The 21,260-nt window shown below is 53.9% G+C and carries 20 protein-coding genes and 1 other RNA gene; 6 read left to right on the top strand and 15 right to left on the bottom strand.

Annotated features, from left to right (window positions below; translation table 11 throughout):
* Nucleotides 1-96 precede the first annotated feature (96 nt).
* From zapA to IMQ56_RS20070, 3 genes are all read left to right on the top strand, one after another.
* Nucleotides 97-426 carry a cell division protein ZapA gene (gene zapA, locus IMQ56_RS20060; protein WP_003860096.1) on the top strand — a complete coding sequence of 110 codons (330 nt, stop codon included), beginning with the start codon at nucleotides 97-99 and terminating at the stop codon, nucleotides 424-426.
* A 41-nt stretch (nucleotides 427-467) separates the two neighbouring features.
* A non-coding RNA gene (ssrS, locus tag IMQ56_RS20065) (6S RNA) lies at nucleotides 468-651 on the top strand.
* A gap of 24 nt (nucleotides 652-675) precedes the next feature.
* A complete protein-coding gene (locus IMQ56_RS20070; RefSeq protein ID WP_063136539.1) occupies nucleotides 676-1,272 on the top strand; it encodes a 5-formyltetrahydrofolate cyclo-ligase in 597 nt (198 codons plus the stop codon).
* 205 nt (nucleotides 1,273-1,477) lie between these two features.
* Here the strand turns inward: IMQ56_RS20070 and serA are convergent, their stop codons facing one another.
* Nucleotides 1,478-2,710 carry a phosphoglycerate dehydrogenase gene (gene serA, locus IMQ56_RS20075; protein WP_017692705.1) on the bottom strand — a complete coding sequence of 411 codons (1,233 nt, stop codon included), beginning with the start codon at nucleotides 2,708-2,710 and terminating at the stop codon, nucleotides 1,478-1,480.
* Nucleotides 2,711-2,976: 266 nt separating this feature from the next.
* Nucleotides 2,977-3,636 carry a ribose-5-phosphate isomerase RpiA gene (gene rpiA, locus IMQ56_RS20080; RefSeq protein ID WP_003860091.1) on the bottom strand — a complete coding sequence of 220 codons (660 nt, stop codon included), beginning with the start codon at nucleotides 3,634-3,636 and terminating at the stop codon, nucleotides 2,977-2,979.
* A gap of 127 nt (nucleotides 3,637-3,763) precedes the next feature.
* Between rpiA and argP the strand changes: the two genes are divergently transcribed.
* Nucleotides 3,764-4,657, top strand: a complete 894-nt coding sequence (gene argP / locus IMQ56_RS20085; protein ID WP_003860089.1) for a DNA-binding transcriptional regulator ArgP — start codon at nucleotides 3,764-3,766, stop codon at nucleotides 4,655-4,657.
* Between the two features lie 42 nt (nucleotides 4,658-4,699).
* Here argP and IMQ56_RS20090 read toward each other — a convergent pair whose 3' ends face one another.
* From IMQ56_RS20090 to tkt, 13 genes are all read right to left on the bottom strand, one after another.
* The gene (locus IMQ56_RS20090) at nucleotides 4,700-5,422 is read right to left on the bottom strand and encodes an oxidative stress defense protein (RefSeq protein WP_017382904.1); all 723 of its coding nucleotides are present in this window, start codon (nucleotides 5,420-5,422) and stop codon (nucleotides 4,700-4,702) included.
* Nucleotides 5,423-5,514: 92 nt separating this feature from the next.
* Nucleotides 5,515-6,150 carry an arginine exporter ArgO gene (gene argO / locus IMQ56_RS20095; RefSeq protein ID WP_003860085.1) on the bottom strand — a complete coding sequence of 212 codons (636 nt, stop codon included), beginning with the start codon at nucleotides 6,148-6,150 and terminating at the stop codon, nucleotides 5,515-5,517.
* A gap of 148 nt (nucleotides 6,151-6,298) precedes the next feature.
* Nucleotides 6,299-7,153, bottom strand: a complete 855-nt coding sequence (mscS, locus tag IMQ56_RS20100; RefSeq protein ID WP_032669260.1) for a small-conductance mechanosensitive channel MscS — start codon at nucleotides 7,151-7,153, stop codon at nucleotides 6,299-6,301.
* 187 nt (nucleotides 7,154-7,340) lie between these two features.
* A complete protein-coding gene (gene fbaA / locus IMQ56_RS20105) occupies nucleotides 7,341-8,420 on the bottom strand; it encodes a class II fructose-bisphosphate aldolase (RefSeq protein ID WP_017692704.1) in 1,080 nt (359 codons plus the stop codon).
* Between the two features lie 92 nt (nucleotides 8,421-8,512).
* Nucleotides 8,513-9,676, bottom strand: a complete 1,164-nt coding sequence (gene pgk / locus IMQ56_RS20110; protein WP_015571809.1) for a phosphoglycerate kinase — start codon at nucleotides 9,674-9,676, stop codon at nucleotides 8,513-8,515.
* A gap of 49 nt (nucleotides 9,677-9,725) precedes the next feature.
* Nucleotides 9,726-10,745: an erythrose-4-phosphate dehydrogenase gene (epd, locus tag IMQ56_RS20115; protein ID WP_015571810.1), complete on the bottom strand. Its 1,020-nt coding sequence runs from the start codon at nucleotides 10,743-10,745 to the stop codon at nucleotides 9,726-9,728.
* A 293-nt stretch (nucleotides 10,746-11,038) separates the two neighbouring features.
* A complete protein-coding gene (locus IMQ56_RS20120; protein ID WP_045343955.1) occupies nucleotides 11,039-11,749 on the bottom strand; it encodes a nucleoside/nucleotide kinase family protein in 711 nt (236 codons plus the stop codon).
* Nucleotides 11,746-12,255 carry an MltR family transcriptional regulator gene (locus IMQ56_RS20125; RefSeq protein ID WP_047365751.1) on the bottom strand — a complete coding sequence of 170 codons (510 nt, stop codon included), beginning with the start codon at nucleotides 12,253-12,255 and terminating at the stop codon, nucleotides 11,746-11,748. The genes IMQ56_RS20120 and IMQ56_RS20125 overlap by 4 nt, the downstream gene beginning before the upstream one ends.
* Before the next feature lie 15 nt (nucleotides 12,256-12,270).
* On the bottom strand, nucleotides 12,271-13,242 hold the full coding sequence (gene glpX / locus IMQ56_RS20130) for a class II fructose-bisphosphatase (RefSeq protein WP_058686046.1): 972 nt from the start codon (nucleotides 13,240-13,242) through the stop codon (nucleotides 12,271-12,273).
* Nucleotides 13,239-14,516, bottom strand: coding sequence for a zinc-binding dehydrogenase (locus IMQ56_RS20135; protein ID WP_023295397.1), 1,278 nt, complete (start codon nucleotides 14,514-14,516; stop codon nucleotides 13,239-13,241). Before IMQ56_RS20135 ends, glpX begins: the two co-directional genes overlap by 4 nt.
* 23 nt (nucleotides 14,517-14,539) lie before the next feature.
* Nucleotides 14,540-15,919 carry a PTS mannitol transporter subunit IICB gene (locus IMQ56_RS20140; protein WP_023295398.1) on the bottom strand — a complete coding sequence of 460 codons (1,380 nt, stop codon included), beginning with the start codon at nucleotides 15,917-15,919 and terminating at the stop codon, nucleotides 14,540-14,542.
* Between the two features lie 27 nt (nucleotides 15,920-15,946).
* The gene (cmtB, locus tag IMQ56_RS20145; RefSeq protein WP_023295399.1) at nucleotides 15,947-16,390 is read right to left on the bottom strand and encodes a PTS mannitol transporter subunit IIA; all 444 of its coding nucleotides are present in this window, start codon (nucleotides 16,388-16,390) and stop codon (nucleotides 15,947-15,949) included.
* A 312-nt stretch (nucleotides 16,391-16,702) separates the two neighbouring features.
* Complete coding sequence (gene tkt / locus IMQ56_RS20150) at nucleotides 16,703-18,694, bottom strand: transketolase (RefSeq protein ID WP_003860074.1); 1,992 nt, start codon at nucleotides 18,692-18,694, stop codon at nucleotides 16,703-16,705.
* A 272-nt stretch (nucleotides 18,695-18,966) separates the two neighbouring features.
* Here tkt and IMQ56_RS20155 point away from each other — a divergent pair, with 272 nt between their 5' ends.
* On the top strand, nucleotides 18,967-19,725 hold the full coding sequence (locus IMQ56_RS20155; protein WP_017382909.1) for a M48 family metallopeptidase: 759 nt from the start codon (nucleotides 18,967-18,969) through the stop codon (nucleotides 19,723-19,725).
* Nucleotides 19,726-19,935: 210 nt separating this feature from the next.
* Complete coding sequence (locus tag IMQ56_RS20160; protein WP_047734786.1) at nucleotides 19,936-21,204, top strand: OprD family outer membrane porin; 1,269 nt, start codon at nucleotides 19,936-19,938, stop codon at nucleotides 21,202-21,204.
* Nucleotides 21,205-21,260: the final 56 nt, after the last annotated feature.

Below are 21,260 nucleotides of genomic sequence, written 5' to 3' on the forward strand. Positions count from 1 at the left end.
GCTTGTATCTTCACATCAGGGTAGCTATAGTGTCGCCCCTTCGCAGCCCCCGGGGCAGTAAGCGAAGGCAGCGCAGTCAATCAGCAGGAAGGTGGCATGTCTGCACAACCCGTCGATCTCCAGATTTTTGGCCGTTCACTGCGAGTGAATTGTCCGCCTGAACAAAGGGATGCCTTGAATCAGGCTGCGGACGATTTGAATCAGCGGTTGCAAGATCTAAAAGAACGCACTAGAGTCACAAATACTGAGCAGCTGGTTTTCATCGCCGCGTTGAACATCAGCTATGAACTGACTCAGGAAAAAGCGAAGACCCGCGATTACGCGGCAAGCATGGAGCAGCGCATTAAAATGCTCCAGCAGACCATAGAACAGGCATTGCTTGATCAAGGTCGCAGTCCCGAAAGACCGGGACCAAAGTTTGAATAACACTTCTCAGTTGACTATGGTAGAGTAACTGTGAAGACAAAATTTCTCTGAGATGTTCGCAAGCGGGCCAGTCCCCTGAGCCGATATTTCATACCACAAGAATGTGGCGCTCCATGGTTGGTGAGCATGCTCGGTCCGTCCGAGAAGCCTTAAAACTATGACGACACATTCACCTTGAACCAAGGGTTCAAGGGTTACAGCCTGCGGCGGCATCTCGGAGATTCCCTCTCTTTTCTTCTACCGACTACCATGACTCAACTCCCTGAAGTTTCTGCTTCACGCCAGGACATCCGTCAGCTTATTCGCCAGCGTCGTCGCGCCTTAAGCGCCGAGCAACAGGCACAGTTTGCCCAGCAGGCCGCCGCCCGCATGATGGCCTATCCGCCTGTAGTGATGGCCAACACCGTCGCCCTGTTTCTCTCGTTTGACGGTGAGCTGGATACCCAACCGCTTATCGACCAGCTCTGGCGCGCCGGGAAAAAAGTTTACCTGCCGGTGCTGCATCCTTTTAGCTCGGGCAATCTGCTGTTTCTGCACTACCATCCGCACAGCGAGCTGGTGGTGAATCGTCTGAAAATCACCGAACCCAAACTGGACGTGCGCGACGTACTGCCGCTTTCCGGGCTGGATGTGCTGATTACGCCGCTGGTGGCGTTTGACGAGCAGGGCCAGCGATTAGGCATGGGCGGGGGATTCTATGACAGGACGCTACAAAACTGGCAGCAGTACGGATTGCAGCCGGTGGGGTATGCGCATGATTGCCAGGGCGTGGAGGCATTACCCGTAGAGAAATGGGATGTGCCGTTGCCGGCGGTGGTGACGCCCAGTAAAACCTGGACCTGGTAGAACAAAGCCGGGTGGCGGCTACGCCTTACCCGGCCTACATAAATCCTCGAACATTGCAGGTCGGGTAAGCGTAAGCGCCACCCGACACACAAACCGCACAACCATTGTAGGTCGGGTAAGCGTTAGCGCCACCCGACACACAAACCGCACGACAACTGTAGGTCGGGTAAGGCGCAGCCGCCACCCGACACCACAGACCGCACCATCAGTACAACAGGCGCGCGCGAATCGTCCCCGGAATGGCCTTCATGCTCTGCAATGCTTTCTCGGCGATGTCTTCATCCGCTTCGATATCAATCACCACATAACCCATCTGCGAGTTAGTTTGCAGATACTGCGCGGCAATGTTAACGCCCTGCTCGGCAAAGATCTGGTTGATGGCGGTCAGCACGCCAGGACGGTTTTCGTGGATATGCAGGAGACGACGCCCACCGTGCAGCGGCAGAGACACCTCCGGGAAGTTCACCGCAGAGAGCGTTGAACCGTTGTCGGAATATTTGCTCAGTTTACCCGCCACTTCCAGGCCGATATTCTCCTGCGCTTCCTGAGTAGAACCGCCGATGTGCGGCGTCAGGATCACGTTGTCGAACTCGCACAGCGGAGAGGTGAACGGATCGCTGTTGGTGGCCGGTTCCGTCGGGAACACGTCAATCGCCGCACCCGCCAGATGCTTACGCTTCAGCGCGTCGCACAGTGCAGGAATATCGACCACCGTACCGCGCGCGGCGTTGATCAGCAGAGAGCCCGGCTTCATAAGCGCCAGCTCTTCCGCCCCCATCATGTTTTTGGTGGACGCATTTTCCGGCACGTGCAGGCTGACCACGTCGCTCATATTCAGCAGATCAGAGAGATGCTGCACCTGCGTCGCGTTACCCAGCGGCAGCTTGCTTTCGATATCGTAGAAAAACACGTGCATGCCGAGGGATTCCGCCAGAATACCGAGCTGCGTACCGATGTGGCCGTAACCGATAATCCCGAGCTTTTTACCACGCGCTTCGTAGGAGCCCGCAGCCAGCTTATTCCACACGCCGCGGTGCGCTTTGGCGTTAGCTTCCGGAATGCCGCGAAGGAGCAGCAGCAGCTCGCCAATCACCAGCTCCGCCACGGAACGGGTGTTGGAGAACGGCGCGTTAAAGACCGGGATACCGCGTTTGGCGGCGGCATTCAGATCAACCTGATTGGTACCGATGCAGAAACAGCCAATCGCCACCAGCTTTTCCGCCGCAGCAATAACGTCTTCAGTCAGTTGGGTACGGGATCGCAGGCCAATGAAATGGGCATCACGGATGGACGCTTTCAGCTCTTCAGTGTCCAGCGCGCCTTTGTGAAATTCGATGTTGGTGTAGCCTGCTGCGCGAAGGCTATCGAGCGCTTTCTGGTGCACGCCTTCAACCAGCAGGAATTTAATCTTGTCTTTCTCCAGTGATACCTTTGCCATTTACCCGACCCTGTTTTTATCTGAACTGATGTTGTGCTGGATATAAATCCCGTGTAGCCAACATATCAAAAAAAACTATTGCAGCAATATGAACGTTTGCGTCGGCAATCTGAAGAAAAGTCATACAGAGCAAAATGGCAGAGGAAAATGCTGCGGAAAATTACGAACGTGGCAGGATCGGCAAAAGAGGCGGAAAAACGTGACACAAGTCACCGAATTTAGCTTTTCAAAAATTTTTTAGCGGGGGGAGCGCTCCCCCCGTCAGATCATTTTACGATGGTTTTTACACCGTCAGCCGTGCCGATCAGCGCCACGTCCGCGCCACGGTTGGCAAATAACCCTACGGTAACGACGCCTGGAATGCCGTTGATCGCATTTTCCAGCGCAATGGCATCGAGGATCTCAAGGCCGTGAACGTCGAGGATCACGTTGCCGTTGTCGGTCACCACACCCTGACGGTATTCCGGACGACCACCCAGCTTCACCAGTTGACGTGCCACGGCGCTGCGCGCCATCGGGATCACTTCGACCGGCAGCGGGAAATTCCCCAGAATGTCGACCTGCTTGGAGGCGTCCGCGATGCAGATGAACTTATCCGCCACGGAAGCGATGATTTTTTCGCGGGTCAGCGCCGCGCCGCCGCCTTTGATCATCTGCATGTGGCCGTTGATTTCATCCGCGCCATCAACGTAAATGCCCAGACGGTCCACTTCGTTGAGGTCGAAAACGGTAATGCCGAGGCTTTTCAGCTTTTCCGTGGAAGCATCGGAGCTGGAAACCGCGCCCTCGATCTGCCCCTTCATCGTGCCCAGCGCATCGATAAAGTGCGCCGCCGTCGACCCCGTACCAACACCGACAATGGTACCCGGCTGTACGTACTGGAGAGCGGCCCATCCTACTGCTTTTTTCAGTTCATCCTGCGTCATGATCGTTTTGCCTGTGGTGTGAAAACTCAGGGCGCATTATAGAACACGTCGAATGGATTTCGTCTGCCACGAAGGGAAAATTGTGTCATAGTGCAGATTAAGCAAAATTAAGGAGTCAGCCAGAGCAATGAAACGTCCGGACTACAGAACACTACAGGCACTTGATGCAGTTATTCGTGAACGCGGTTTTGAGCGCGCGGCGCAAAAGCTGTGCATCACCCAGTCCGCCGTATCACAGCGTATCAAACAGCTTGAAAACATGTTCGGGCAGCCGCTGCTGGTGCGTACCGTGCCGCCGCGTCCGACGGAGCAAGGACAAAAGCTCCTCGCCCTGCTGCGTCAGGTTGAACTGCTGGAAGATGAGTGGCTGGGCGATGAACAGACCGGCTCCACGCCGCTGCTACTGTCGCTGGCGGTGAACGCCGACAGTCTGGCAACCTGGCTGCTGCCGGCCCTTGCGCCGGTGCTGGCCGACTCCCCTATCCGCCTGAATCTCCAGGTTGAAGACGAAACCCGCACCCAGGAACGCCTGCGTCGCGGTGAAGTGGTTGGCGCGGTCAGTATTCAGCCTCAGGCGTTGCCAAGCTGTCTGGTGGATCAGCTGGGCGCGCTGGATTATCTGTTTGTCGGTTCAAAAGCCTTTGCCGAGCGCTACTTCCCGAACGGCGTGACCCGCGCCGCGCTGCTGAAAGCGCCTGCCGTCGCGTTCGACCATCTGGACGATATGCATCAGGCTTTCCTGCAACAAAACTTCGATCTGCCGCCGGGCAGCGTGCCGTGTCATATCGTTAACTCGTCCGAGGCCTTCGTACAGCTCGCGCGTCAGGGAACCACCTGCTGCATGATCCCGCATTTGCAGATTGAGAAAGAGTTGAAAAGCGGTGAGCTGATTGATTTAACCCCGGGGCTGTATCAGCGCCGGATGCTGTACTGGCACCGTTTTGCCCCGGAAAGCCGCATGATGCGCAACGTCACCGACGCGCTGCTGGCGTTTGGGCACAAGGTGTTAAGACAGGATTGAAAAACTAGCCGGGTGGCGGCTTCGCCTTACCCGGCCTACGGGTTACTGAGCGGGCTTTTCAGTCGGCTCCAGCTGGAACACCACATCAACCTGATCGTCGAACTGAATGGTTGGCTGCTCGTAGGTTTCCTGAGCAGAAACCGGCGCGGCGTCCGCCTTCATCATCCGCACCATCGGGCTTGGCTGGTAGTTTGAAACGTGGTAACGCACGCTGTAAACCGGACCGAGCTTGGTCTTGAAGCCGGAAGCCAGCTGCTGCGCCTGATGAATGGCATCATCAATCGCCGCTTTACGCGCTTCGTCTTTATATTTCTCCGGTTGCGCAACGCCCAGCGAGACGGAACGAATTTCGTTCAGCCCTGCCTTCAGCGCACCATCCAGCAATCCGTTGAGCTTATCAAGCTGGCGTACAGTCACTTCCACAGTACGCACGGCGCGATAGCCTTTCAGGATGCTTTTGCCGTTCTGGTAGTCGTAATCCGGTTGGGTACGCAGGTTCGCAGAGCTGATGTCTTTTTTCGCGACACCGTTCTGTTCCAGGAAAGAGAGGTATTGCGCAACACGATCGTCTGCCTGTTTCTTGGCGGAAGCAGCATCTTTCGCCGCCACGTTCACTTCAATTGCCAGGGTTGCAACATCCGGTACCGCATCCACGCTTGCCGTGCCTGAAGTGACAATGTGCGGGCCGTTTGGCAGTTCATTCGCCTGCACCGACACCGCACCTAAACTTACTAATGCCGCCAGGGCCATCACCTTAAACTTCACTGTCATTCCTCCATGTTGCGAAGAGTGCCCCATCAACAGGGCTCATGCCAGCAAGCTTAGCGGGTCTTGTTCAGATGTCCATAAGACAACGCTTAGTTGAACAGTCCCTGTACGTGATGAATCCCCTCTTTCGCCAGCTGGAAGGCAATAAACCACATCACCAGCCCAACCAGGGTATTGATAATGCGCTGCGCTTTAGCGGTGCGCAGACGTGGCGCCAGCCATGCCGCCAGGATCGCAAGACCAAAGAACCAGAGGAAGGAGGCGCTGACCGTACCGAGCGCAAACCAGCGCTTGGGCTCAACGTCCAGCTGTCCACCCAGGCTGCCGAGCACCACGAACGTATCAAGATAAACGTGCGGGTTAAGCCACGTCACGGCGAGCATGGTGACGATAATCTTCCAGCGCCCCTGCTTCATCACTTCGGCGCTCGCCAGCTCAAGATTGCTGCTCATGGCCGTTTTCAGGGCGCCAAACCCGTACCACAGCAGAAACGCTACGCCGCCCCAGGTAACCAGCGCCAGCAGCCACGGCGACTGCATCAACAGGGCGCTGCCGCCAAAAATCCCGGCGCAAATCAGCAGCAGATCGCTCACCGCGCACAGCAGGGCAATCATCAGATGATACTGACGGCGAATGCCCTGGTTCATCACAAACGCATTTTGTGGACCAAGGGGAAGGATCATGGCCGCACCTAATGCAAGCCCTTGAAAATAATAAGATAACATGACGTAATTCTCGCAGAGTTGTCCTGGAGGCAGACTATACTGCGGGAACGGTATTAGAGGAAATTGATAATATTAATTGGGGATTAGCCGGGCTAATAAAAGAAAAGCCCGGTGTCGCTGACGCTTACCGGGCCTACGTTAAAGCAAATTATTCGGCTGCTTTCTCGCGTTTGAGATTTACGTCCATCTGCGGATAAGGGAAGCTGATACCGTTAGCATCGAAATCACGCTTGATGCGCTCCAGCACGTCCCAGTAAACGTTTTGCAGATCGCCGCTTTTACTCCAGATGCGCACCACAAAATTAATGGATGACGCGCCCAGCTCGTTCAGGCGAACGGTCATTTCGCGATCTTTAAGAATGCGGTCATCTGATTCGATGATATCGGTAATCAGCTTTTTCACCAGCTCAGTATCTGAATCATAGCCAACCCCGATAATGAGTTCATTACGGCGAACCGGCTCACGAGAGAAGTTAGTAATGTTGCCATCAATCACTTTCTTGTTTGGCACAATGACGATTTTGCCGTCTGCCGAACGCAGCGTGGTAGAAAAAATCTGCACGTTCAGCACGGTGCCCGCAGTGCCACCGAGATCAACATACTCTCCGGCACGGAAAGGACGGAACGTCACTAACAGTACGCCAGCTGCAAGGTTAGCCAGCGAGCCCTGAAGAGCGAGACCTACGGCCAGACCAGCGGCACCAAGTACAGCAATGACCGAAGCGGTTTGTACACCGACCCGCCCCATTGCCGCAATGAGGGTAAACGCAATAATCCCGTAACGCACCAGCGCAGAAAGGAAATCAGCAACGGTTGCATCGATATGACGGGATAGCATTACGCGATTAACGCCCCGGGAAACCGTGCGGGCAATAATCATCCCCACGACAATGATGGCAATTGCCGCCGCAATATTCACAGCGTAACTAATCAGGAGCGCCTGGTTGCGCACCAGCCAGGAGCCAGCGTTATTGATGCTATCTACAACACCGAGATCTTCCATTTATCTTTCCTTATGCTCATAAAAACCACAAAATCTATCCCACACGGAGACAGGCAGGTCAGTAAAGGGTAAACAAAAAGCCATGATATTGCCAAACAGATCACAAAAACAGAGGCATCAGGCTATTGAAAAGGCATAAAAAAAGGCCCGCATATGCGGACCTTCTTGACGCTATGAACAGCTCAAATTACAGAACGTCAACCGCGTTCAGTTCTTTGAATGCCTGTTCCAGACGAGTAATCATAGAAGTCTGGGCAGCGCGCAGCCATACGCGTGGATCGTAGTATTTCTTGTTCGGCTGGTCTTCGCCTTTCGGGTTGCCCAGCTGACCTTGCAGGTAAGCTTCGTTGGTTTTGTAGTATTGCAGGATACCGTCCCAGGTTGCCCATTGGGTGTCGGTATCGATGTTCATTTTCACTACGCCGTAGCTTACGGAATCTTTGATTTCCTGAGCAGAAGAACCGGAACCGCCGTGGAAGACGAAGTTCAGGCTGTTGTGCGGCAGGTTGTGTTTCTTAGACACGTATTCCTGAGAATCACGCAGGATGGTCGGGGTCAGAACCACGTTACCTGGTTTGTATACGCCGTGTACGTTACCGAAGGACGCTGCGATGGTGAAGCGTGGGCTGATTTTGCTCAGCTCGGTGTAAGCGTAATCAACATCTTCTGGCTGAGTGTACAGAGCAGAAGCGTCCATGTGGCTGTTGTCCACACCGTCTTCTTCACCGCCGGTGCAACCCAGTTCGATTTCCAGGGTCATGCCCATTTTGGACATACGCGCCAGGTACTTAGAGCAGATCTCGATGTTTTCTTCCAGAGACTCTTCGGACAGGTCGATCATGTGAGAAGAGAACAGTGGCTTACCGGTTGCTGCGAAGTGTTTTTCACCTGCGTCCAGCAGACCGTCGATCCACGGCAGCAGTTTTTTCGCGCAGTGGTCAGTGTGCAGGATAACCGGAACACCGTAGTGCTCAGCCATCTGGTGAACGTGATGTGCGCCAGAGATAGCACCCAAGATAGCAGCGCCCTGAGGAACGTCAGTTTTCACGCCTTTACCTGCGATGAACGCAGCGCCGCCGTTAGAGAACTGAACGATAACCGGTGCTTTAACTTTTGCAGCGGTTTCCAGCACGGCGTTGATGGAGTCGGTACCTACGCAGTTAACTGCTGGCAGAGCGAAGTTGTTTTCTTTAGCTACCTGGAACACTTTCTGTACGTCATCACCAGTGATAACGCCAGGTTTTACGAAATCAAAAATTTTAGACATGTTGCTTAGTCCTGTATCTTCGGCCGTTAGAAAAGGTGCGAGCTCTGATAAGCGCGCTGAAAATTGGGCAGGTTTCCCTGCCCCTGAATGGCTTACTTCTTAGCGCGCTCTTCGAGCATTGCTACTGCTGGCAGGACTTTACCTTCCACGAATTCGAGGAATGCGCCGCCACCAGTGGAGATGTAGGAGATCTTGTCAGCGATACCGAACAGATCGATAGCTGCCAGGGTGTCACCACCGCCTGCGATAGAGAACGCTTCGCTGTCTGCGATAGCGTTAGCCACGATCTCAGTCCCTTTGCGGAAGTTCGGGAATTCGAACACGCCGACAGGACCGTTCCACAGGATAGTTTTTGCGTTTTTCAGGATTTCAGCCAGTTTCTGTGCAGAAACGTCGCCCAGGTCCAGAATCTGCTCTTCATCTTTGATGTCGTTAACAGATTTCAGGGTTGCGGTAGCGGTTTCGGAGAACTCGGTAGCTACACGAACGTCAGTTGGAACCGGGATATCACAGGTGCTCAGCAGACGTTTGGCTTCGTCAACCAGATCCGCTTCGTACAGGGATTTACCCACGTTGTGGCCTTGCGCAGCAACGAAGGTGTTCGCGATACCACCGCCAACGATCAGCTGGTCAGCGATTTTGGACAGGGAATCCAGTACGGTCAGTTTGGTAGAAACTTTAGAACCACCAACGATAGCGACCATTGGACGAGCAGGTTCTTTCAGAGCTTTACCCAGCGCTTCCAGTTCGTCAGCCAGCAGCGGACCTGCACAGGCGACGTCTGCGAATTTACCGATACCGTGGGTAGATGCCTGCGCACGGTGAGCCGTACCGAATGCATCCATCACGAATACGTCGCACAGCGCAGCGTATTTTTTGGACAGGGTTTCGTCGTCTTTCTTTTCGCCTTTGTTGAAGCGAACGTTTTCCAGAACAACCAGCTCACCTTCGGCAACTTCCACGCCGTCCAGGTAATCTTTCACCAGGCGAACCGGGCTGGACAGTTTGTCTTTCAGGTAATTAACAACCGGCAGCAGAGAGAACTCTTCGTTGTACTCGCCTTCAGTTGGACGGCCCAGGTGGGAGGTGACCATCACTTTAGCGCCCTGCTTCAGAGCCAGTTCAATGGTTGGCAGAGATGCACGGATACGCGCGTCGCTGGTCACTTTGCCATCTTTAACCGGTACGTTCAGATCGGCACGGATGAAAACGCGTTTACCTGCCAGATCCAGATCGGTCATCTTAATTACAGACATGGTGAATCCTCTCGTTGATTCTTAAAGTTTTGCAAGCGCAAGGTGCGCTCTACCTGAAACCTTTTGCGGCCATGGCTAACGTGGTGTCGAGCATTCGGTTAGCAAAGCCCCATTCGTTATCACACCAGACCAGCGTCTTGATAAGGTGCGCACCACTGACTCGCGTCTGCGTGCCATCCACGATGGCGCTGTGCGGGTCGTGGTTAAAATCTACTGAGACCAACGGTAATTCCGTATAGTCAACTATACCATGAAATGCTCCCTGTGCCGCTTTTTGCAGCAACAGGTTGACTTCACAGGCTTTTACCGGTTTTTTCACCGTCACGCTAAGATCGATTGCGGTGACGTTTATCGTCGGCACGCGCACGGCAATCGCTTCGAAACGGTCGTTAAACTGCGGGAAAATACGGGTGATCCCGGCAGCCAGTTTCGTATCCACCGGAATGATGGACTGGCTCGCCGCGCGAGTGCGCCGTAAATCCGGATGGTAGGCGTCGATGACCTGCTGATCGTGCATGGCGGAGTGAATCGTGGTCACGGTGCCGGATTCAATGCCATACGCATCGTCTAACAGTTTAATGACCGGAATAATGCAGTTGGTGGTGCAGGAGGCGTTGGAGACAATGCGGTGTTCAGCTTGCAGCTCGTGCTGGTTGACGCCAAACACGACGGTGGCGTCGAGGTCGTTACTGCCGGGATGGGAGAACAGCACTTTTTTCGCGCCAGCATTCAGATGCGCTTCGCCATGTTCACGGTTACCGTACACGCCGGTACAGTCCAGCACCACATCCACACCCAGTTCGCGCCAGGGCAGCCCTTCAATACTGTTCTCATGCAGCACGCGGATGGCATCGTCACCGACGAACAGCTGTTCCCTTTCCTGGCGAACGTCCCAGGCAAAGCGACCGTGGCTGGTATCATATTTCAACAAATGCGCCATGCCCGCAGCATCCGCCAGTTCATTGATTGCCACCACGGTGATTTCCGCACGACGCCCGGATTCATATAAAGCACGAACCACGTTGCGTCCGATGCGACCGAAGCCATTAATCGCTACGCGTACGGTCATAGATCTCCTGCAAAGCTATCCCTGAGTTTGAGGTGGCTGAAAGAGTAATCCAGCGACGCCCGAAGGGGAATCCTTGCTGTCACAAACTGCGATTGATTGGTCAATTGTCGAACATTTAATCGACTGAAACGCTTCAGCAAGAATAAGCGAATCGGGGAATAAAAGGAATCTCTGTCCAGATTAAGAGCGATTTTATCTGATCTCCATCACATTTTTCCGGAATAATCCCTTTTCATCCCGCCACGTAAAAACGCGGCGGGTCGACCGGAGCCCCTACTGAAAGCCGCTGAGGATCAGACGAGTCGGTATTCGCCATTTGCCGACATCATCAGTTCAACATTGGCAGGACGGCTGTGACGCAAAACACGCTCCACGTTTGGCCCGTCGGTGCGCGCATAAAACGCGTCGGCGTCGGCCTGAGAGAGTCCGCCGGCCAGCTTACGTCCAACCAGGCGCGTACGTAAGGCTTCGGCGGGGGCGCGAATAAACAATGAAAAATCACAGTATTCCATCAGCGTTCGCCATCGTTCGTCATCAAGCAGCAGCCAGTTACCCTCAACAATCACGACCGGGGCCGTTACCACGATTGCATCTTCGACAGGGTCGTGCGTTTGCCGGTCATACTGCGGCCAGGTACCGTCGCCCTCTTTTATCTGCCGCAGATGTTGCGCCAGCCTGTCGACATCAAAGGTCTCCGGGGCGCCTTTGTACGCGCGCAGGTTATGCGCTTCCAGCCAGACGTTGTAGTGATGAAATCCATCCATTGGCAACGTCTGAATCGGAGCGAGCCCCTCCATCTGACGAGAGAGATATTCCCAGAAGGCGGTCAGCGTGGACTTGCCCGTACCGGGCGGGGCGCTGAGAAAAACAATCGTACGTCTGCTGGCGCTGGCGAAATGCCGTTTCGCCAGTTGCCGCAGCAAAGGCTTATGAACATTTTCAATTTCGTCGTCAGGATAATGTGCTTCTACATATAGCCCATTGACCGTTAGCCCAATTTTCACGGCGTAAGTTCCTTTAAAATTGTCGTTACCGCCAGGGTGAGCGCCGTCTTGATCATTGCGGTAAAGCGCACCTCAGACCATGCGGCAAAGTCAGCAAATTTCATCGACTCCAGCGCGCTGAATAACGTCACGTTACGGGTGATGCAATTAACGTTGCTGATAAAATCCCAGGTGATGTCATCGGCGAAGCCAGGGATCGTATCCTGCTCGTTCAGATACTGATAAAACTGCGAAAAATGCGTTATGTCGGCGTAGAGCCATTTTTCCATTTTCCCCAGCGCATAGATCAGGCGTAACGCCACATCGATGTCATCAAGCGGCCCACTCCGGGCGAGTAACGGCTTCACTGCATATTCCACGATCTCTTCATCGTTATCGACAAACAGCGACGGCAGAAAACATTTAATGCCCTGGAGTAAAAAAGACTGTGCCGTCGTCATAAATGCGAGGAGGTTATTCTGAGCATCCAGTTGCTCAAGCACATCGTCTTCTGTCAGTGTCGTCATTTGTATCTCGATAAATCACCGTGAATGCAGAGAGTCTATTATATTACACGTTCGATCTGCGCCGCCGATCAGTAAAGTTTGCGTGCGCACACCCTTCGCAACCTGTTGAATACCTTTAACCAGTTCGCCGCCCGTCACGCCCGTCGCGCTGAACAGAATGTCATTGCCCTTTACCAGTTCGCTAAGGGTATAGATACGATTGACTTCCACCTTCATCTCCGCACAGCGACGGTGCTCCTGCACGGCGACCCTACGGTTCTCAGGACTCTCCCCTTTCGCTTCACAAAAATCGATCAGCTCAGCCTGCATATCGCCACCCAGCGCTTTCACCGCGCAGGCGGAGATCACCCCTTCCGGCGCGCCGCCTGTGGTGTACATCAGATCATAGGGATTATCCTGTAAGCAGGTCAGAACGCTGGCGGCGACGTCGCCATCGGGCAGCGCAAACACTTTCACGCCCAGTTGCGTCGCCTCGGCAATTGCATTTTGCAGGCGCGGTTTGTCCAGCGTCACCATCCGCAGATGCTCCAGCGGCTTGCCCAGCGCCCGGGCAACGTTGCGAAGGTTTTCTGCCAGCGGGAGATCGAGGCTGATTGCCCCGGCTGCCTCTGCGTTAACCACCAGTTTTTTCATGTACATATCAGGGGCATGAAACAGGCTGCCCTCAGGCGCAAACGCCATCACTGCCAGCGCATTGCTTTGCCCCATCGCCACCATGCGGGTGCCCTCGATGGGATCGACGGCAATATCCACCGCCGGGCCGACACCGCTTCCGACCTCCTCGCCAATCCACAGCATTGGCGCATGGTCGATCTCACCTTCGCCGATGACAATACGCCCGCGCATCGCTATCGCGTTTAGCGCCTCGCGCATGGCGGTTACCGCCAGCCCGTCGATTCGGTTTTTATCGCCGCACCCGGTTTGCGGCCAGGCGGCCAACGCCGCCTGTTCCGTAACGCGAAAGAGCGGCCATGCCAGAGACATCATGCCGCCGCCTCCCCAATATCCACACCAAACTGCGCCAGCAGATAGCGCTCTGCTTTTTCATTCCAGATGCCGTGCGTCTCTTCCACAAGCCTTGCCAGCTCCCGGAAAAGCGGATCGGTTTTGCCCTTTTCGGCAAAATCGGCAATGGCCGTTAACGGCATGGTGACACCGTTATAGATAAGCTTCTTGCCTCCAGGAATGTCCGGAAGATTGAGTACCGTATGCGGCACCGCATCAAGGCCGCCGATGTGGGTCACCATAAACGACGGCTGGAGCTGGCCCGTCGCACTCAGCGCAATCGCCTCTTTCATGTCCTCCGTCGAGCCGCCGGAGGTGCCCACCACGTGGGTACTGTTGTAATGGACGTTGTAAAAATTAAACGGCACCTTGAAATTGCTGTCCGTTGGTCCGGCGAAGAAATTCAGGCACCCGTCCTCGGCGAGAAGATCGTCTGCTAGTTCAATGACCGCCGGAACCGCGGCATAGACAAACACGTCGTCAAAGCCTGCATTGTCAGTCAATGCGCGTAACGTAGCGGCAGGGTTCTCCAGTTCGGAGGTATTGACATAGATAAGCTCAATACCCTTTTGTGCCGCCAGCTCAACCGGCAGGAGTTTTTCCGCCTGCGCAAGGCGAGCCTCATCGATATCCACCACCACAACGCGCGACGGCTGAATCCCGCCGTTAATCGCATAATCAATAGCGCCAATTCCCATCGGCCCGGCGCAGGCCAGAAGCGCAATATTACCTCCCGGTTTCACGCCCATCCGGTGCTCATAGACATATTGCGTCGTATGATAATTGGCGTTATACGCGCCGATAATGCAGCACATGGGTTCCGCCAGCGAAGCCGCCGCAAAATAGGAGCCGTGATAAGGTAAAACGCAGCCCAGATTAATTGCGACTTCTGGAATAATCATATACGTCGCATTGCCGCCAAAATATTCATAGCTGTAGCCAGCAGAATAACCGGTCGGTAATCCCATTGCCGGTTGTAAAACAAAGCGCTGACCTTTTTTATATTTTTCGGTCAGATTTTTCCCGACCTCAACAATCACCCCGGCGCATTCATGTCCGGTGATGACCGGATGATTTTCCAGATCGTCAGGCACACGTTTATGTTCACTGCCTAATTTCGCTGCCTTCCAGGTTGATAAACAAACGCTGTCAGAAATTACGCTCACCAGCAGTTCATTGTCGCTTATTTCGGGCAGTTCAAATTCACGGATACGAACATCCTGCTTGCCATAAATGGCAGCCACTTTCGTTTTCATAATGACTCCAGGAACCAGATAGATTAATTCGCCGTTAAATGCTTAAAGAGATCGTCAAGCTGCGGATCGCCGAGATAGTTTTTTATCAGCACTAACGGTTTGTCACTGACCCGTTTAGCACGCCCCTCCAGGCTGGCATGGGTAACAATAATGTCCGCATCGTCAGGCACATTTTCGATGGCGTAATGTTTTACGTCGATATCTCGCCCGGCCTTTTCCAGACGCTTGCGGAATGTCGTCGCGCCCATAGCGCTGGAGCCCATTCCGGCATCGCAGACAAAAGCGATGCGCTTAATATCCCGATAAGAAAACTTGCCTTCCTGCTTCATGGCTTTTACGGCGTTGGCAGAATCATTGAAAGTATCTTCCGTTTCAGCTTCATGGCTTTTATCCATTTTTAAGATCAGGGAGGTGACTGCAAAAGAGACCAGAGTGCCTGCCGTTACGCCAGCAATCGTTGCGAGAAAAGCACCCTTAGGTGTTAACGCGAGATAGGCGAAAATCGAACCCGGACTTGGGCCAGCTACCAGACCACCGCCCAACATATTAAATATCCACGTTCCGCTCATGCCGCCAGCAATCATCGCAATCAGCGTCAGCGGTTTCATCAGTACGTAAGGGAAATAGAGCTCATGAATGCCGCCCAGGAAGTGAATAATCATCGCGCCAGGGGCTGATTTCTTTGCCATCCCTTTGCCAAAAAAAGTAAAAGCCAGCAGCAGACCTAATCCCGGCCCGGGGTTGGAGGCCACCATAAAGAAGATGGATTTACCCGTTTCGGAAGCCTGCTGCATTCCCAGCGGATAATAAACACCCTGATCGATAGCGTTATTTAAAAACAGGATTTTTGCCGGTTCGTTAATCAGCGACAGCAGCGGCAAATAGCCCGCATGCACCAGTGCTTCAATACATTCTTTGATAAAGTTATTGGCAATTAACACCGCAGGGCCGATCACTTCAAATCCCAGCAGGCAGAGGAGCATGCCCGCAATACCCAGCGAGAAGTTGTTGATGACCATCTCAAAACCAGCGGGAATGCGTTTATCCAGCAGCCGATCGATGTGCTTAATCACCAGACCGCCAAGTGGCCCCATGATCATTGAGCCGAGGAACATAGGAATATCCGCGCCGATAATCACGCCGATAGTGCCGATCCCCCCCATCACCGCCCCACGTTTGCCGCCAACCAGGTGTCCACCGGTAGAGCCAATCATCACCGGCAATAAATAGGTGATCATCGGACCTACAATTTTGGCAAAATGCTCATTTGGCATCCAGCCGGTTGGAATAAATAATGCGGTAATAAATCCCCAGGCAATAAAAGCGCCAATATTCGGGATGACCATTGCAGTCAAAAAGCCCCCAAAAGCCTGGACCTTTGCACGAGCAGACTTGTGTTCCATAATAATGTCCTGTAAAGGAGAGAATAATTATGCGCGAGCGATAATATCCGCCAACTGCTTTTCTGACTTAGCGGTTAACAACGCCGACAGTTTATCTTCTTCACATAATAATTCGCTTAATGCCTGGATAGCGCCGATATGTGAATCCGCATCCGCCGCCGATAAACCAATGAGTAATTTCACGGGCTCATCGTCGTCGGCAAACTGCACTTCCTGTTTAAGAAGCGTTAATGACATACCTGTTTTTAAGGCACCGCACTCCGGACGGGCATGAGGCATCGCTACACCCGGAGCGAGAATGTAATAAGGACCATTAGTGAGCGTCGAGGTTTTAATTGCTTCAATATAACCAGCGTTAATATAATGATTTTGCAGCAAAGACGACATGGACAAATCAATGGCTTCCTGCCAGTCCTTTGCTGCGGATTTTATTGATATTGAGGATTCAGGGAAATAATCAATTAACCGCATATATCATCCTTATTTTATTTTTAGGGTACAACGTATCGCTAAAAACAAAATACGCCTGCGGTAAAATGAAATCAAACGGGGAGAAAATGGCGAGCGTGTCAGAACGCATTTTAATAAAACGAATGAAAACATATCGTTAAAAACAAGAAATAAAAAAGCAAGTCTATATATGTGATATCCATTGCAAATTACACATATTATGACTTTACGTATTTGTGATGGGAATCACCAAATATATGTTGTTAACACAAAAAAATACCATCGAAATAAAAACGGGCCGCCTTAGCGACCCGTTTTGCCTCACTGGGAGAGTTACAGCAGTTCTTTCGCCTTAGCGACAACGTTCTCAACGGTGAAGCCGAACTCTTCAAACAGCTGTTCAGCCGGCGCAGACTCACCGAACGTGGTCATACCGACGATAGCACCGTTCAGGCCCACGTATTTGAACCAGTAGTCAGCGATACCCGCTTCCACTGCCACGCGAGCGGAGACCGCTTTAGGCAGTACGGATTCGCGGTACGCGGCATCCTGCTTGTCGAACGCATCGGTAGACGGCATGGAGACCACGCGCGCTTTCACGCCTTCGGCAGTCAGTTTTTCCCATGCGGCAACGGCCAGTTCAACTTCAGAACCGGTCGCGATGAAGATCAGCTCAGGCTGGCCTGCGCAATCTTTCAGCACGTAACCACCGCGCGCGATATTTGCCAGCTGCTCTGGGGTACGCTCCTGCTGCGCCAGGTTCTGACGGGAGAGGATCAGCGCGGTCGGGCCATCCTGACGCTCAACGCCGTATTTCCACGCCACCGCAGATTCAACCTGGTCACATGGACGCCATGTGCTCATGTTCGGGGTCACGCGCAGGGAAGCCACCTGCTCTACCGGCTGGTGGGTAGGACCGTCTTCGCCCAGACCGATGGAGTCGTGGGTGTAGACCATCACCTGACGCTGTTTCATCAGCGCAGCCATACGCACGGCGTTACGTGCATATTCCACAAACATCAGGAAGGTAGAGGTGTACGGCAGGAAACCACCGTGCAGAGCGATACCGTTGGCAATCGCGGTCATCCCGAACTCACGTACACCGTAATGGATGTAGTTACCGGCAGTATCTTCGTTGATTGGCTTAGATCCGGACCACAGGGTCAGGTTTGATGGCGCCAGGTCAGCGGAGCCGCCGAGGAATTCTGGAAGCAGAGGACCAAACGCTTCGATCGCATTCTGAGATGCTTTACGGCTGGCGATCTTGGCTGGGTTCGCCTGCAACTTCGCGATGAACTCGTTCGCTTTCGCGTCGAAGTCAGACGGCATGTCGCCTTTCATACGACGGGTGAATTCAGCCGCTTCCTGAGGGAAGGCTTTCGCGTATGCCGCGAACTTCTCGTTCCAGGCCGCTTCTTTCGCCTGGCCCACTTCTTTCGCATCCCACTGAGCGTAGATTTCAGACGGGATTTCGAAGGCAGGGTGTTTCCAGCCAAGCGCTTCACGGGTCAGTGCAATTTCCGCGTCGCCCAGCGGTGCGCCGTGGGAGTCGTGAGTGCCCGCTTTGTTCGGAGAACCGAAGCCGATGATGGTTTTGCACATCAGCAGGGACGGTTTGTCGGTCACGGCGCGCGCTTCTTCTACGGCACGTTTAATCGAGTCAGCATCGTGGCCATCAACGCCGCGCACAACGTGCCAGCCGTAGGCTTCGAAACGTGCGGCGGTGTCGTCAGTGAACCAGCCTTCAACATGACCGTCGATGGAGATGCCGTTGTCGTCGTAGAACGCAACCAGTTTACCCAGCTTCAGGGTGCCTGCCAGGGAGCACACTTCGTGAGAAATGCCTTCCATCATGCAGCCGTCGCCCAGGAAGGCGTAGGTGAAGTGGTCAACGATGTCGTGGCCAGGACGGTTAAACTGCGCCGCCAGGGTCTTCTCTGCAATCGCCATCCCTACGGCGTTAGCGATGCCCTGACCCAGCGGACCGGTAGTGGTTTCAACGCCAGCGGTGTAGCCCACTTCCGGGTGACCTGGAGTTTTGGAGTGCAGCTGACGGAAGTTTTTCAGCTCTTCGATTGGCAGATCGTAGCCAGTGAGGTGCAGCAGGCTGTAGATCAGCATAGAGCCGTGGCCGTTAGACAGCACGAAACGGTCGCGGTCTGCCCATGCCGGGTTCTGCGGGTTGTGGTTAAGGAAATCACGCCACAGGACTTCGGCGATGTCAGCCATGCCCATAGGGGCGCCCGGGTGGCCGGATTTGGCTTTCTGTACTGCGTCCATGCTCAGCGCACGAATAGCATTAGCAAGCTCTTTACGTGAGGACATTTTAACTCCAGATCGGACTGTTAAAGGCCATGCCCTTGACGACAGCGCGTTTTGGGCTACGCCGGAAAAAAGTGCCAACAATGTAACCCAAGCCGCAGGGCATGTACATGGACCATTCTTTTGCAGCTTAAGAAATCTCTGGATCATGCTCGCATGTTGCGCAATCTGCTCGCCCGCCTCTGTCGATATTCCTTATACTTAGCCCGACACCGGCTTCGTTGACGGTGCATTTTTCGGAATTAATTCAGATTAACGAGTACGGAAGCAACATCATGAAAATGCGTGCAATCGGGCTGGCTGTGGGAACAACGCTCCTGCTAAGCGGCTGTCAGAATATGGATTCTAACGGCCTGATGACCTCAGGCGCAGAAGCTTTTCAGGCCTACTCATTGAGCGATGCGCAGGTGAAAGCGTTGAGCGACGAGGCCTGTAAGGATATGGATGGAAAAGCTACGCTTGCCCCGGCAAACAGCACCTACACGCAGCGTCTGAACAAGATTGCTTCCGCGCTGGGCGACAACATTAACGGTCAGCCGGTGAACTACAAGGTGTATATGGCGAAAGACGTCAACGCCTTTGCGATGGCGAACGGCTGTATCCGCGTTTACAGCGGCCTGATGGACATGATGACCGACAACGAAGTGGAAGCGGTGATCGGCCATGAAATGGGTCACGTTGCACTGGGTCACGTGAAGAAAGGGATGCAGGTTGCGCTGGGCACCAATGCCGTGCGCGCAGCGGCGGCCTCTGCGGGCGGCATCGTCGGCAGCCTGTCCCAGTCGCAGCTGGGCGACGTGGGCGAAAAACTGGTGAACTCGCAGTTCTCCCAGCGTCAGGAGTCGGAAGCGGATGACTACTCTTACGATCTGTTGCGCAAACGCGGCATCAATCCATCGGGTTTAGCTACCAGCTTCGAAAAACTGGCGAAACTGGAGGAGGGCCGTCAAAGCTCCATGTTTGACGATCACCCGGCTTCGGAAGAGCGTGCACAGCATATTCGCGACCGTATGGCGGCAGACGGAATTAAATAATTTCGGAAGGAGGCAGTTTTGCCTCCTTTTTATTTCGCATGAATTGTTAACTTAAAAGCACGTATCGATAACACCCCTGAAAGCCCCGCCAAATCTACCCTGCCACTCTGAAATGTCTGGTCACATAATTATTGCAAAGGTTACTTTTTCCGGTAATTATCTCTTCCGCAGTTATTCAAATTAATATATCCAGACAGAGACGTTCCCTCCGTGAAAAAAGAATTATCATTAATTGCTTTAAGTTTATTTGCCGCATTACCTGCCGCCGCAAGCCAGCAATCCGACAGCAAGGGTTTTATTGACGACAGCCATCTGGATCTGTTTTTACGCAATGCGTATATCAGCCGCGACTACCATCAGGGCCAGCAGGACAAAGCCGAATGGGGTCAGGGGATCATCGCCACGTTTGCATCCGGCTATACCGAAGGGCTGGTGGGCTTCGGCGTGGACGGTATCGCGCAGTATGGCGTGCGTCTGGACGGTGGCCGCGGCAAGAGCGGCGCGGGCGGCATCGACTTCTTTAAGCAGGAAGACGACGGCCGGGCAAAATCCGATCTGGCAAAGTTTGGCGCAACCGCCAAAATGCGCATCTCCAATACCGTACTGAGCTACGGGAATCAGCGCCCTGAGCTGCCCATCGTGAATGCCGACAGCTCCCGCCTGCTGTTTGAAAGCTACACCGGCACCATGCTGACCTCGAAAGAGATCGACGGTCTGGAAGTCAACGCCGGTTACTTCACCGACGAGCAGCGTAAAAGCGATGACCGCCACGACAGCGGACTGAAGAGCCTCTCCTTCGGCGGTGCGAGCTATCAGTTTAACGACCAGTTCAGCGGCGCGCTGTACGCCTCTCATAACGAAGAGGTGATGAACAAGCAGTACCTGGGCATGAACTTCAAACAGCCGTTCAGTACCGGGCAGCAGCTGGTGCTCGACTTCAACGGCTATAACTCCCGTCTCAACCAGCATTACGCGGACAGCCTCGACACGGGCCGCAGCAACACCATCTGGAGCCTGGCAGCGAGCTATATCTGGGACATTCACACGTTCAAAGTGGCGTACCAGCAGAGCAGCGGCAGTACCGGCTACAACTACGGCGGCTATCGCGACAAAGGCGGCGTGGGTGACGGCGGTAACACCATCTGGCTGGCGAACTCCTACTGGTCTGATTTCAACGGCGAAGATGAACGTTCCTGGCAGGCATCCTACGGTCTGGACTTTGGCGGCCTTGGTTTACCGGGCCTGAGCTGGACCACCGCCTACGTGCGCGGCGATAACATCAAAACCTCTGAAACCAGCAATGGCAAAGAGCACGAGTGGTTTAACCAGATCCAGTACCAGGTGCAGGATGGCCCGGCGAAAGATCTGAAGCTGAAGCTGCGCTACTCCGTACTGCGCGTCTCCAGCAACGCCAGCGAGTACAACGTGGGCGGGGACGAGATCCGCGCTTACGTGGAATACCCGTTTAACGTGTTCTGATGAAAAAAGCCGGGTGGCGGCTTCGCCTTACCCGGCCTACCGTTTTCTCCCTGTGG

This window comes from Enterobacter sp. Res13-Sevr-PEC09-46 (assembly GCF_015672585.1).
GTDB classification, from domain to species: Bacteria; Pseudomonadota; Gammaproteobacteria; order Enterobacterales; family Enterobacteriaceae; genus Enterobacter; species Enterobacter hormaechei_C.

What these genes read in the sequence shown, in the direction of transcription:
- IMQ56_RS20135 (WP_023295397.1), bottom strand. Translation starts at nt 14,516, where the DNA reads ATGAAAACGAAAGTGGCTGCCATTTATGGCAAGCAGGATGTTCGTATC.
- IMQ56_RS20155 (WP_017382909.1), top strand. Translation starts at nt 18,967, where the DNA reads ATGAAAATGCGTGCAATCGGGCTGGCTGTGGGAACAACGCTCCTGCTA.
- cmtB (WP_023295399.1), bottom strand. Translation starts at nt 16,390, where the DNA reads ATGCGGTTAATTGATTATTTCCCTGAATCCTCAATATCAATAAAATCC.
- serA (WP_017692705.1), bottom strand. Translation starts at nt 2,710, where the DNA reads ATGGCAAAGGTATCACTGGAGAAAGACAAGATTAAATTCCTGCTGGTT.
- IMQ56_RS20070 (WP_063136539.1), top strand. Translation starts at nt 676, where the DNA reads ATGACTCAACTCCCTGAAGTTTCTGCTTCACGCCAGGACATCCGTCAG.
- glpX (WP_058686046.1), bottom strand. Translation starts at nt 13,242, where the DNA reads ATGATGTCTCTGGCATGGCCGCTCTTTCGCGTTACGGAACAGGCGGCG.
- tkt (WP_003860074.1), bottom strand. Translation starts at nt 18,694, where the DNA reads ATGTCCTCACGTAAAGAGCTTGCTAATGCTATTCGTGCGCTGAGCATG.
- IMQ56_RS20140 (WP_023295398.1), bottom strand. Translation starts at nt 15,919, where the DNA reads ATGGAACACAAGTCTGCTCGTGCAAAGGTCCAGGCTTTTGGGGGCTTT.
- epd (WP_015571810.1), bottom strand. Translation starts at nt 10,745, where the DNA reads ATGACCGTACGCGTAGCGATTAATGGCTTCGGTCGCATCGGACGCAAC.
- rpiA (WP_003860091.1), bottom strand. Translation starts at nt 3,636, where the DNA reads ATGACGCAGGATGAACTGAAAAAAGCAGTAGGATGGGCCGCTCTCCAG.
- mscS (WP_032669260.1), bottom strand. Translation starts at nt 7,153, where the DNA reads ATGGAAGATCTCGGTGTTGTAGATAGCATCAATAACGCTGGCTCCTGG.
- fbaA (WP_017692704.1), bottom strand. Translation starts at nt 8,420, where the DNA reads ATGTCTAAAATTTTTGATTTCGTAAAACCTGGCGTTATCACTGGTGAT.
- pgk (WP_015571809.1), bottom strand. Translation starts at nt 9,676, where the DNA reads ATGTCTGTAATTAAGATGACCGATCTGGATCTGGCAGGTAAACGCGTT.
- argO (WP_003860085.1), bottom strand. Translation starts at nt 6,150, where the DNA reads ATGTTATCTTATTATTTTCAAGGGCTTGCATTAGGTGCGGCCATGATC.
- IMQ56_RS20125 (WP_047365751.1), bottom strand. Translation starts at nt 12,255, where the DNA reads ATGACGACACTGACAGAAGACGATGTGCTTGAGCAACTGGATGCTCAG.
- zapA (WP_003860096.1), top strand. Translation starts at nt 97, where the DNA reads ATGTCTGCACAACCCGTCGATCTCCAGATTTTTGGCCGTTCACTGCGA.
- argP (WP_003860089.1), top strand. Translation starts at nt 3,764, where the DNA reads ATGAAACGTCCGGACTACAGAACACTACAGGCACTTGATGCAGTTATT.